Genomic DNA, 11,383 nt, shown 5'->3' on the forward strand with positions numbered 1-11,383 from the left:
CGGCGTTCCCGGACCGGAAAGACGGCAGCGCCCCGGCATCTCCTGGGATGCCGGGGCGACCGAAAGGGTTTGGTCGCTGACGCCTCAGCCGACGACGTTCTTGAGGGCGTCGGCAAGCGCCGCGGCCTCGTCAGGGGTCAGCTCGACGACGAGCCGACCGCCGCCTTCGAGCGGAACGCGCATGACGATGCCCCGCCCCTCCTTGGTCACCTCGAGCGGGCCATCACCCGTCCGCGGCTTCATGGCCGCCATGCTCGTCCCCTTCCTCAAAACAGCTCATCGTCTACCGACGGCCCTGGAGGGCACGCGTGATCCACACGGGACACGCGACACCGGCATCGAACACATTGCTTCCAAGCCATTATCCCGCATCTCAGGACCCGATGACCAACATCAGTCGGCATCGCTTGGGCAACGCACGCGAGCAAAACCACCCAATTCGGCGATGTGGCTGCGATACTTCGCCGCCCTGCGTCCTTACGCCGACCGAGTCGGCTCCGGAATTCTTTGACGCAGGTCACACGCAGGGTCCGGTCCCCCGACGGCGATCTCCGCCATGCTGTCCTTCGGACATCGACGTACTGAGCGGTACGTCAGCCGCGACGACGGAGACGACGGAGGGGACGCACCATGACCGACACCGTGCTCTACGAGGTGAGCGACGGGCTCGCGACGATCACGCTGAACCGCCCCGAGGCGATGAACGCACTGAACATCGCGACCAAGGTCGCCCTTCGGGAGGCCGCGCAGGAAGCGGCGGCCGACACGGCCGTCCGGGCGATTCTGCTGACCGCCGCCGGGGACCGGGCGTTCTGCGTGGGCCAGGACCTCAAGGAGCACATCACGCTGCTCGCGTCCGACCGGGAGACCGGGGCGGGGCAGACGATGACGACGGTTCGGGAGCACTACAACCCGATCGTGCGGGCGTTGGCGGGGGCGCCGAAGCCGGTGGTGGCCGGCGTGAACGGGGTCGCGGCCGGGGCCGGGTTCGGTTTCGCGCTCGCCGCGGACTACCGGGTGGTCGCCGATACGGCTGCCTTCAACACGTCGTTCGCGGGGGTGGCGCTGACCGCGGACTCCGGGGTGTCGTGGACGCTGCCGCGGGTTGTGGGGCCGGGGCGCGCCGCCGACCTGCTGCTCTTTCCGCGGAGCATCGGTGCGCAGGACGCGTATGAGCTGGGCATCGCCAACAAGGTGGTGCCCTCGGCCGAGCTGCGGGCCGAGGCCGAGAAGGTGGCACAGAAATTGGCCGAAGGGCCGACCGTGGCGTACGCGGCGCTGAAGGAGGCCGTCGCCTACGGGCTCACGCACTCCCTCGACGAAACCCTCGACAAGGAGGACGAGCTGCAGACTCGGGCCGGGGCGGCCGAGGATCACGCGATCGCCGTGCAGGCGTTTGTGAACAAGGAGAAGCCCAAGTATTTGGGGCGGTGACAGTTGGGGGGAACTGCGGGTGGGTGGGGGCTGGTCGCGCCCGCGCGGCGGAGCCGCATATCGATGCGGCCCCGCGCCCCTCAGGGGGCGCTACGGGCGACGCATGTTTCCAAGTGGTCGTTCACCAGGCCGCATGCCTGCATGAGGGCGTACGCCGTCGTCGGGCCGATGAAGCGCAGGCCGCGCTTCTTCAGGGCCTTGGACAGGGCCGTCGACTCGGGGGTCACCGCCTGCACGTCGGCGATGGTCTTCGGTGCGGGGTACGTGCCCGGCTCCGGGGCGTGCGACCAGATCAGGGCGTCCAGCTCGCCCGGGGCCCACTCCGCCAGGACCCTGGCGTTGGCCATCGTCGCGTCGATCTTCGCTCTGTTGCGGATGATGCCGGGGTCGGCCAGCAGGCGTTCGCGGTCCTCGTCCGTGAACGCGGCCACCTTCTCGATGTGGAAGCCGGCGAAGGCGGCCCGGAAGCCGGGGCGGCGGCGGAGGATCGTGATCCAGGAGAGGCCGGACTGGAAGGCCTCCAGGCTGAGGCGTTCGTAGAGGGCTTCGTCGCCGCGGACCGGGCGGCCCCACTCCTCGTCGTGGTACGCCACGTAGTCCTCGGTGGACAGGGCCCATGGACAACGCAGCCTGCCGTCCGGCCCGGCCACCGCCGCGCCGTCGATGATGTCGGGCACGTCGGTCATGGCCGGTCCTCCGGCTCGGGCTTGTCCAGCGGGGTGTGCTGGGTGTGCGGCGCGGCCTGGGCACCGGCCAGCGCGGACTCCAGGTCGGTGATCCGGGCGTCGCGCTCCGCGAGCTCGGCGCCGAGGCGGCTCAGCGCGTCGTCGACGTCCGCCATGCGGTAGCCGCGCGGGACGAGGGGGAAGCGGATGCTCTCCACGTCCGCGCGGTTCAGCGGGCGGTCCGGGGGCAGCGGGTCCTGGAACCGCTCGGGCGCCGCCTCGGGCAGCGGTCCGCTCTCGCCGCCGCTCACCACGGAGAGGGTGACCGCGGCGACCACGACCGCGAGCGCGACGACGAGGAACAGGAACATAACCATCGCGGTGGGCCCCCAGGCTCGATGAAGCTCGGTGCAGCAGCACTCGTTGTGCGCAGTGTGCTCAGTGTGCTCGGTGTCGAATGTGTCTGTGTCCGATCGTGCCATGCGAGTCTGACAGTTAGGGTCGCAGGCGGTCTTACCGAGGGAATTACTACGAGAGGTCACAGGCGATGCTCAGGCTGGGCAGGCGGGAATTCGGGCCGTACGAACCGGTGATCATGGCCATCGTGAACCGGACGCCGGACTCCTTCTACGACCAGGGGGCGACCTTCCGTGACGAGCCGGCCCTCGCGCGCGTGGAGCAGGCGGTCGCCGAAGGGGCCGAGATCATCGACATCGGCGGGGTGAAGGCCGGGCCGGGCGAGGAGGTCGGGGCCGAGGAGGAGGCGCGGCGCATCGTCGGGTTCGTCGCGGAGGTGCGCAGGCGCTTCCCGGACGTCGTGATCAGCGTGGACACCTGGCGGGCGTCGGTCGGGGAGGCCGCCTGCGAGGCCGGGGCGGATCTGCTGAACGACGCGTGGGGCGGGGTCGACCCGGGGCTGGCGGAAGTCGCCGCGCGGTACCGGGTGGGGCTGGTGTGCACGCATGCGGGCGGGGCCGAGCCCCGGACACGGCCGCACCGGGTGGCGTACGACGATGTCGTGGCCGACATTCTGCGGGTGACACTGGGGCTGGCCGAGCGGGCCGTCGCGCTGGGGGTGCCGCGGGAGTCGGTGCTGATCGATCCCGGGCACGACTTCGGCAAGAACACCCGGCACAGCCTGGAGGCGACGCGGCGGCTCGGGGAGATGGTGGAGACGGGGTGGCCAGTGCTGGTCTCCCTGTCCAACAAGGACTTCGTGGGCGAGACCCTGGACCGGCCGCTGAAGGAGCGGGTGATCGGCACGCTGGCGACGACGGCGGTGTCGGCGTGGCTGGGGGCTCAGGTGTACCGGGTCCATGAGGTGGCCGAGACACGGCAGGTGCTGGACATGGTGGCGTCGATCGCCGGCCACCGGCCTCCGGCGGTGGCCCGGCGAGGGCTGGCGTAGCGTCCTGGGGGCTCCGCCCCCAGACCCCCGTATCCCTCGCCCACCCACCACCCGACTCGGTGGGTCGAAAGGTGCACGAACCGGCTCGGCCGACCGAAACCGGAAAGGTGCACGAGCCGACTCGGCCGACCGAAAGCCGAAAGGTGCTCGGACCGGCTCGATAGACCGAAAGCCCAAAGGTGCACGAACCGGCTCGGTTGGTCGAGGAGTGCGCGGACCGACTCGGTCGGTCGGCGCGGTCACACGATCCCTCGACCCCGGCTTCTCGGCAGAGTGAGTCAGGTGGGTGGGTGGGTGGGAAACGGTCGGTCGGCTCAGCGGGCCGCTTCCTTCGAGACCAGGCCCACCGCCTCCTGCACGTCGTCCGTGACGTGGAAGAGGAGGAGGTCCTTCTCCGCCGCCTTGCCCTGGGCAACCAGCGTGTTCTTCAGCCAGTCGACGAGGCCGCCCCAGTAGCCGCTGCCGAACAGGACGATCGGGAAACGGGTGACCTTCTGGGTCTGGACGAGGGTGAGGGCCTCGAAGAGTTCGTCGAGGGTGCCGAGGCCGCCGGGCAGGACCACGAAGCCCTGCGCGTACTTGACGAACATCATCTTCCGCACGAAGAAGTAGCGGAAGTTGAGGCCGATGTCGACGTACGGGTTGAGACCCTGTTCGAAGGGGAGCTCGATGCCGAGGCCGACCGAGACGCCGCCCGCTTCGAGGGCACCCTTGTTCGCCGCCTCCATGGCGCCGGGCCCGCCGCCCGTGATGACCGCCCAGCCGGCCTCGACCAGCCCTCGGCCCAGCTTCACGCCCGCGTCGTACTCCGCCGAGTCGACCGGCGTCCGCGCCGAGCCGAACACGCTGATCGCCGGCGGCAGTTCGGCGAGCGTGCCGAAGCCCTCGATGAACTCCGACTGGATGCGCAGCACCCGCCAGGGGTCCGTGTGGACCCAGTCGGAGGGGCCGCCCGCGTCCAGGAGACGCTGGTCCGTCGTGCTCGCGGTCACCTGGCCGCGCCGTCGGAGGACCGGTCCCAGGCGCTGCTCGTCCGGCGGCACCTTCTTCCCCTCGGGGTTCCCGGTAGCCATATGTGCGCTCCCTCCGCTTGCAGGTGTATCCGCCCCAGCGTAGATCCGCCCGGGTTACAGGCGCGGGACGTCGGCATGTCGGGCGCGAAGCGCCGTCGTGTGGCTCAGCTGGTCAGCCAGGTGCGCAGCCGCTCCTCGCCTGCCAGGATCTTGACGGTTTCCACCCTTTCGTCCCGCTTGTGCGCCAAGTGCGGGTTGCCGGGGCCGTAGTTGACCGCCGGGACGCCGAGGGACGAGAAGCGGGAGACGTCGGTCCAGCCGTACTTGGGCATCGGTGTCCCCCCGACCGCCTCGATGAAGGCGGCCGCGGCCGGGTGGGAGAGGCCGGGCAGCGCGCCGGGACTGTGGTCGTCGACCACGAACTCCTCGACCCCGCAGTCGGCGAAGACCTCGCGGACGTGGGCGATGGCCTCGGCCTCCGACCGGTCGGGGGCGTACCGGAAGTTGACGGTGACCACGCACGCGTCGGGGATGACGTTGCCGGCGACCCCGCCCGAGATGCCGACCGCGTTCAGGCCCTCGCGGTACTCCAGGCCGTCGATGACCGGGTAGCGCGGCTCGTAGGCGGCGAGCCGGGCCAGGATCGGGGCGGCCGCGTGGATCGCGTTGGAGCCCATCCAGGAGCGCGCCGAGTGGGCCCGCTCGCCGGAGGTCTTCAGCAGGACCCGCAGAGTGCCCTGGCAGCCGCCCTCGACCTCGCCGTCCGAGGGCTCAAGGAGGACCGCGAAGTCGCCCGCCAGCCACTCGGGGTGGGCCTCGGCGACGTGCTTGAGGCCGTTGAGGTCGGCGGCGACCTCCTCGTTGTCGTAGAAGACGAAGGTCAGGTCGCGGTTGGGGGCCGGGACGGTGGCCGCGATGCGCAGCTGGACCGCGACGCCCGACTTCATGTCGCAGGTGCCGCAGCCCCACAGCACGCCGTCCTCGTCGAGGCGGGAGGGCACGTTCTCCGCGATGGGGACGGTGTCGATGTGGCCGGCCAGGATCACTCGCTCGGGACGGCCGAGGTCGGTGCGGGCGATCACGTTGTTGCCGTACCGGTCGACCGTCAGGTGCGGCAGGGCACGCAGCGCGCTCTCGATCGCGTCCGCGAGCGGCTTCTCGGTGCCGCTCTCGGAGGGGAAGTCGACGAGCTGCGCGGTGAGCGCGGCGGCGTCCAGCGTGAGGTCAAGCGAGGTGTCGGCCATGACCTCGACCCTAGCGCCCGCCGACCCGCGGGCGGGTTCACAGGCTTCCGGACCCGGGGGTGGGCGGCTCGTACTCTCCAGTATGTTGTACGCGTGCCAGAGCCGTCCCCCATCCGCCCCAAGCGTCGCAGCCGCGTCCTGCGTTTCGTCTCGGGCTTGCTCATTCTGTGCGCCGTCGCGGCCTACCTGGTCGTCCAGTACGTCACCGGCGGCGGTGGCGCCGAGGGCTGCAAGGTCGTCTCGGGCCGAAGCGACGGCGAGTCCTACGAGTTCACCCCCGAGCAGGCGGTGAACGCGGCGACGATCGCCGCCGTCGGCACCGGCCGCGGTATGCCCGAGCGGGCGGTGGCCATCGCCCTGGCGACCGCGATCCAGGAGTCCGGGCTGCTCAACATCGAACACGGCGACCGCGATTCGCTGGGCCTGTTCCAGCAGCGGCCCTCGCAGGGCTGGGGCACCGAGAAGCAGATCCTGGACCCGGCGTACGCGGCGGGCATCTTCTACGCCCACCTCGCCAAGGTGCCCGACTACGAGACCCTGCCGCTGACGGTGGCCGCACAGCGCGTCCAGCGCAGCGGGTACCCGGAGGCGTACGCCAAGCACGAGACCGACGCCACGCTGCTCGCGGCGGCCCTGACCGGGCAGGCGGCGGCCACGCTGACCTGTGACGGGCGCCCGGCGGCCCGCACGGAGGCGGCGACGGCGACGAGTACCGGTACGGGTACGGGTACGGACGCGGTACGGACCGCGCTCGTGCGGGACTTCGGGCGGGACGCGGTCGAGGAGGCCGGCGCGGAGGTGAGCGGCTCGTCCGCGAGTTCGGCGACGCCGACGCCGACGCCGAGCGTGACCGCCACGGCGCACGGGCGGACCGTGACCGTGCCGGTGCCGGAGGGGAAGAAGAAGGACAAGTCGGGCCGCACCGAGAGCGAGCGCGGCTGGCAGCTGGCGCACTGGGCGGTGGCCAACTCCTCGGCGCTGCACATCCAGCGGGTGTCGTACGCGGGCCGGGAGTGGGCGGCCGGGAGCACGGACAGCCAGTGGGAGACGACGTCCGGCACGCAGGGCGCGGGCGGAGCGGAGAAGTCCGCGGGCTCGGTGCGGATCGTGACCGGACAGTAGTTCGGGGGTTCCCTCCGGCGGGTCAGCGGGGACGCGACGCATGCGTGGCGTGCCCACGTTTTCGCACGGTCACTCGTACATGCGTGAATTTCCATGGGAAAACTGAGCCGTAAGGATTCTGCGGATCCCTCGACAGGGCACCGTTTGCCCGTTTTTCTCCACACCCGATAATGCGATGCGTTATCAATTCTTTACCTTGGGCCTCCGCAACCTTCGCGCGCTTCGAGCGGTAGTCACGGCGATCACGTTCCCTCCCGTCGAATGGAGCACCATGTCCCTCCCTCTGACCCGCCGGATCGCCCGTGCCGCGCTGCTCGTCGCAGCGGGGGCGGCTGCCGGGGTCGGTGCGGCCGGCTCCGCCGGCGCGGCCCCGAGTCTGCCGGCCACCCCGAACCTGGGCGGTCTGACCGCGCTGGACGGGGCGAACGTCGGCAACACCGCCGACGGTGCGGCGCAGCACGTCACCGGGGTCGTCGGCCACACCGGCGGCAAGGCGGTCGAGTCGGCGGTGCCGGCCGCGGGCAAGACCGGTGGCAAGACCGTCAAGAAGGCGGCGCCGGTGGTGCAGCACACCGCGGGCGACGCGGCCGGCTCCGCCGGTGGGCTGCTGGGTGACACGGCGTCCACCGCGACGAAGGGTGGGCTGCCGACGGACGGGCTCGCCAAGGGTGGGCTGCCCGTCAAGGGTCTGCCGCTGGGCTGAGTTGTCCAGCCGCCTGTCGGAAGGGACCCGGGGTTTTCCCTGGGTCCCTTTCCGTTGTGTTTCGGGTGCGGGCCGGTGGGGGCTGGTCGCGCCCACGCGGCGGAGCCGCAAATTGATACAGCCCCGCGCCCCTTACGGGGCGCTCCAGCTGGGGCGGGTTTCAGGAAAGCCGCTCCACGGCCGCTCGCACGCGCTCGTCCGTCGCCGTCAGGGCCACGCGTACGAAGTTCTCGCCGGCCTCGCCGTAGAAGTCACCGGGGGCCACCAGGATGCCCAGGTCCGCCAGGTGGGACACCGTCTGCCAGCAGGACTCGTCCCTCGTCGCCCACAGATAGAGGCTCGCCTCGCTGTGTTCGATGCGGAAGCCGTGGGAGAGGAGGGCCTCGCGGAGGAGGCCGCGGCGGGCGGCGTAGCGCTCGCGCTGTTCGTGGACGTGGGTGTCGTCGGACAGGGCCGCCACCACCGCCGCCTGGGTCGGGGCCGACGTCATCATGCCGCCGTGCTTGCGGATCTCCAGGAGGGGGCCGAGGACCGCCGGGTCGCCGGCCAGGAAGGCCGCGCGGTAGCCGGCGAGGTTGGAGCGCTTGGAGAGCGAGTGGACGGCCACGATGCCGTCGTACGAGCCGCCGTTCACGTCCGGGTGCAGGACCGAGACCGGGTCGGCCTCCCAGCCCAGCTCCAGGTAGCACTCGTCGGAGAAGAGCAGGACGCCGTGGGTGCGGGCCCAGGCGACGATCTCCGTGAGCTCCTGCTTCGAAAGGACCTTGCCCGTCGGGTTGGACGGGGAGTTCAGCCAGAGGAGCTTCAGGTTCGTCGGGTCCAGGTCGCGCGGATCGTCGTAGACCTCGTGGCCGGCGCGGGCCAGGCGGGCGCCGACCTCGTAGGTGGGGTACGCGAGGCGCGGGTAGGCGACGCGGTCGCCGGGGCCGAGGCCCAGCTGGGTGGGGAGCCAGGCGACGAGTTCCTTGGAGCCGACGATCGGCAGGACGTGGTGGTGGGTGACGTCCCGGGCGCCGAGGCGGCGGGTGACCCAGGCGGTGATCGCGTCGCGCAGCGCCGGGGTGCCCCAGACCGTGGGATAGCCGGGCGAGTCGGCCGCGTCGATCAGGGCCTTCTGGATCAGGTCGGGGACCGGGTCCACCGGGGTGCCGACCGACAGGTCGACGATGCCGTCCGGGTGCGCCGCTGCCGTCTTCTTGTACGGTTCCAGCTTGTCCCAGGGGAAGGTGGGCAGACGGTCGGAGACTGCGGACACGGTTCCTTGCTCACTTTCTTCGGTACGACCGGTACGTCCGGTACGGCAAACGCCTCGGTCCCGCAGGCGCTGATCGGGCGTGATCAGGCCGTACGGGACCGAGGCGGCACGGTCTTGCGGCGGGGCCGCCGGTGCGGGTGTTACTCGGCTTCGGCCTGCGGGGGCAGCGCGGCGATGAAGGGGTGGTCGCGCTCGATCAGGCCCAGCTTGCTGGCGCCGCCCGGGGAACCGAGATCGTCGAAGAACTCGACGTTGGCCTTGTAGTAGTCCTTCCACTCCTCCGGAGTGTCGTCCTCGTAGAAGATCGCCTCGACCGGGCAGACCGGTTCACAGGCGCCGCAGTCAACGCATTCGTCCGGGTGGATGTACAAGGACCGCTGGCCCTCGTAGATGCAGTCGACCGGGCACTCCTCGATGCACGCCTTGTCCTTCACGTCGACACAAGGCTGCGCGATGACGTAGGTCACGCTGTCGTTCCTCCTCGATTGGGCGCTGGCGGGCCTCCGTAGGCTCCGCCGCCTGGCGCGCGGGAGCGCGGCGTCGTCGATGCCCGCCCCTAGTATCTCCGTTCCCGGGCATGATCCGAACAGGAGGGGTGAACTGACCAGTGGAAATCTCTGCCGCAGGACGCTTCGAGGTCCGCATCACCGCTGCTGACGTGGGTAAACGGGTGTCCGTGCGCCGTTTGACCGGAAATGGTGTCGGCGTGGAGAAGTTCACCGACACGGTGGGTGTTCTCACATCATGGGACGACGACGGCATGCTGACGATCACACGGCGGGACGGGGAGACCGTCCGGATACCGGAGTCCGCGCTGGTGGCGGGGAAGGTGGTGCCGGCCGCTCCGGCGCGCCGCCGGGGACCCGCGGCGACCTATCGGGAGCTCGCGCGTGTCGCCGCGCGCGGGTGGCGGCCGGTGGAGAGCGAGCGGCTCGGCGAGTGGGAGCTGCGGGCGGCCGCGGGGTTCACGCGGCGGGCGAACAGCGTGCTGCCGCTCGGTGATCCCGGGCTGCCGCTGGACGCGGCGCTGGCGGCCGTACGGCGGTGGTACGGCGCGCGGGGGCTGCCCGCCTACGTGCAGACCGCGACCGGCGCCGAGGGCACACAGGAGCTGCTCTGTGCGGAGCTGGAGCGGCGTGGGTGGGTGCGCGAGGTGAGCGCCGAGCTGTGGACCGGAGGGCTGGCGCCGGTGGCGGACCGGGCGGCGGGAGCCGGTGTGGCGCTCGCCCGGGCGGCCGACCCGGACTGGCTGGCGCGGTACCAGCGCAAGGGAGTGAGCGAGGTTGCGCTGAAGGTGCTCGGCAGTGGGCCGTCGGTGTGGTTCGCGACCGTGCCCGGCGAGGCCTCCGCAGCAGCTCCCGCGGCCATCGGGCGGCTGGTGGTGGACGGCAGGTGGGCCGGGTTCGCCGCCGTCGAGGTGGATCCGGCCCTGCGGCGGCGGGGGCTGGCCACCGAGGTCATGGCCGCGCTCGCGCGCCGGGCGCTGGAGGAGGGCGCGTCGGCGGCCTGGCTGCAGGTGGAGACGGACAACGAGGGGGCGCGGGCGCTGTACGGGCGGCTGGGCTTCGCGGCGCACCACTCCTACCACCACTACCGGGCGCCGGAGACGGACGGCTCCTGAATCCTGGAGCCGAGGCGGTACCGATCATTCCGAAGGGGCACGAGACAGCTATGGCTTCCGGTCAGCCACATCCACGTCCGCCGTCGTCGGGGCGGGCCGCCGAGGTACGGGGGCGGTTCGCCGAGGAGGCGCGGTCCGAGCGGCCCGATCTGACGACGCTGTGTCTGCTGCTGGGCGCGGCGGCCGACGGCTCGCTGGACGAGGCCGGGATCGACGCGGCGCAGATGGAACTGGACCGGCTGGCCGGGCAGCTGCCGTACCGGCCGGGCGGGCCGCACGCGTGGGCTACCGCGGCGCACCGGGTCCTTGGCGAACGGTTCGGTTTCCGGGGCGCCGCCACGGACTACCAGCGGCTGGAGTCCTCGCTGCTGCACGAGGTGCTGCGGCGGCGGCGCGGGCTGCCGATCCTGCTGTCCGTGGTGTGGCTGGAGGTCACCCGGCGGGCGGGGGCGCCTGTGTACGGGGTCGCGCTGCCGGGGCACTTCGTGGTCGGGTTCGGGGCGGCGGAGGAGCAGGTGCTGGCCGATCCGTTCGACGGGGGGCGGGTGCTGACCGGGGCGGACGCGGAGCTCCTGGTGGTGGGGGCGGCCGGGGTGCCGCTGGAGCCGGCGATGCTGGAGCCGGCCGATGCCCTGGACGTCGTACGGCGGATCCTGAACAACGTACGGGCGTGGGCGGCGGCCCGCCCCGAGCGCTCGGACGTGGGGCTGTGGGGGGTGGACCTCTCCCTGCTGATGCCGTCGCATCCGGCGCGACTGCGGTACGAGCGGGCGCGGTTGCTGGTGGAACGGGGCGACTTCGTGGACGGGGCCGAGGAGTTGGAGGAGTACGCGGGGCTGATCGACGTCGTCGACGAAAGGGCGGCGGAGAAGGTACGGGGGGAGGCCCGGGCGGCACGGGCACGTCTCAACTGAGCCC

The 11,383-nt window shown here is 71.6% G+C and carries 13 protein-coding genes; 6 read left to right on the top strand and 7 right to left on the bottom strand.

Translation table 11 applies throughout. From position 1 onward, the window contains the following. Positions 1–84 precede the first annotated feature (84 nt). Positions 85–252 carry a DUF3117 domain-containing protein gene (locus ACFWPS_RS15610; RefSeq protein ID WP_069751535.1) on the bottom strand — a complete coding sequence of 56 codons (168 nt, stop codon included), beginning with the start codon at positions 250–252 and terminating at the stop codon, positions 85–87. 378 nt (positions 253–630) lie between these two features. Between ACFWPS_RS15610 and ACFWPS_RS15615 the strand changes: the two genes are divergently transcribed. Further along, positions 631–1,434: an enoyl-CoA hydratase/isomerase family protein gene (locus ACFWPS_RS15615; protein ID WP_383705165.1), complete on the top strand. Its 804-nt coding sequence runs from the start codon at positions 631–633 to the stop codon at positions 1,432–1,434. Between the two features lie 80 nt (positions 1,435–1,514). Here the strand turns inward: ACFWPS_RS15615 and ACFWPS_RS15620 are convergent, their stop codons facing one another. Further along, on the bottom strand, positions 1,515–2,102 hold the full coding sequence (locus ACFWPS_RS15620) for a DNA-3-methyladenine glycosylase I (RefSeq protein ID WP_383705392.1): 588 nt from the start codon (positions 2,100–2,102) through the stop codon (positions 1,515–1,517). 14 nt (positions 2,103–2,116) lie between these two features. Beyond that, positions 2,117–2,476, bottom strand: coding sequence for a DivIVA domain-containing protein (locus ACFWPS_RS15625; protein WP_383705168.1), 360 nt, complete (start codon positions 2,474–2,476; stop codon positions 2,117–2,119). Positions 2,477–2,646: 170 nt separating this feature from the next. Between ACFWPS_RS15625 and folP the strand changes: the two genes are divergently transcribed. Beyond that, entirely contained in the window at positions 2,647–3,507 is an 861-nt protein-coding gene (gene folP / locus ACFWPS_RS15630) for a dihydropteroate synthase (protein ID WP_383705171.1), read from the top strand. A gap of 314 nt (positions 3,508–3,821) precedes the next feature. On the opposite strand, the gene ACFWPS_RS15635 is transcribed toward folP, so the two are convergent. Together ACFWPS_RS15635 and dapE are read right to left on the bottom strand one after the other, a co-directional pair. Then, positions 3,822–4,580, bottom strand: coding sequence for a TIGR00730 family Rossman fold protein (locus ACFWPS_RS15635; RefSeq protein ID WP_383705174.1), 759 nt, complete (start codon positions 4,578–4,580; stop codon positions 3,822–3,824). Between the two features lie 104 nt (positions 4,581–4,684). Beyond that, a complete protein-coding gene (dapE, locus tag ACFWPS_RS15640) occupies positions 4,685–5,764 on the bottom strand; it encodes a succinyl-diaminopimelate desuccinylase (RefSeq protein ID WP_383705177.1) in 1,080 nt (359 codons plus the stop codon). 93 nt (positions 5,765–5,857) lie between these two features. Here dapE and ACFWPS_RS15645 point away from each other — a divergent pair, with 93 nt between their 5' ends. Both ACFWPS_RS15645 and ACFWPS_RS15650 read left to right on the top strand, forming a co-directional pair. Next, positions 5,858–6,886, top strand: a complete 1,029-nt coding sequence (locus tag ACFWPS_RS15645; protein ID WP_383705179.1) for a heavy metal transporter — start codon at positions 5,858–5,860, stop codon at positions 6,884–6,886. 271 nt (positions 6,887–7,157) lie between these two features. Continuing rightward, entirely contained in the window at positions 7,158–7,589 is a 432-nt protein-coding gene (locus tag ACFWPS_RS15650) for an ATP-binding protein (RefSeq protein WP_383705181.1), read from the top strand. Positions 7,590–7,749: 160 nt separating this feature from the next. Here ACFWPS_RS15650 and ACFWPS_RS15655 read toward each other — a convergent pair whose 3' ends face one another. Both ACFWPS_RS15655 and fdxA read right to left on the bottom strand, forming a co-directional pair. Beyond that, positions 7,750–8,844, bottom strand: a complete 1,095-nt coding sequence (locus ACFWPS_RS15655; RefSeq protein ID WP_383705183.1) for a bifunctional succinyldiaminopimelate transaminase/glutamate-prephenate aminotransferase — start codon at positions 8,842–8,844, stop codon at positions 7,750–7,752. A gap of 140 nt (positions 8,845–8,984) precedes the next feature. Beyond that, complete coding sequence (gene fdxA / locus ACFWPS_RS15660) at positions 8,985–9,311, bottom strand: ferredoxin (RefSeq protein ID WP_046730523.1); 327 nt, start codon at positions 9,309–9,311, stop codon at positions 8,985–8,987. A gap of 140 nt (positions 9,312–9,451) precedes the next feature. On the opposite strand from fdxA, the gene ACFWPS_RS15665 reads away from it, so the two are divergent. Together ACFWPS_RS15665 and ACFWPS_RS15670 are read left to right on the top strand one after the other, a co-directional pair. Beyond that, a complete protein-coding gene (locus tag ACFWPS_RS15665; RefSeq protein ID WP_383705186.1) occupies positions 9,452–10,465 on the top strand; it encodes a GNAT family N-acetyltransferase in 1,014 nt (337 codons plus the stop codon). Between the two features lie 50 nt (positions 10,466–10,515). Next, positions 10,516–11,379, top strand: coding sequence for a transglutaminase-like domain-containing protein (locus ACFWPS_RS15670; protein ID WP_383705188.1), 864 nt, complete (start codon positions 10,516–10,518; stop codon positions 11,377–11,379). Positions 11,380–11,383: the final 4 nt, after the last annotated feature.

The sequence above is a fragment of the Streptomyces sp. NPDC058457 genome, assembly GCF_042720695.1.
In the GTDB taxonomy this organism is placed as follows: domain Bacteria; phylum Actinomycetota; class Actinomycetes; order Streptomycetales; family Streptomycetaceae; genus Streptomyces.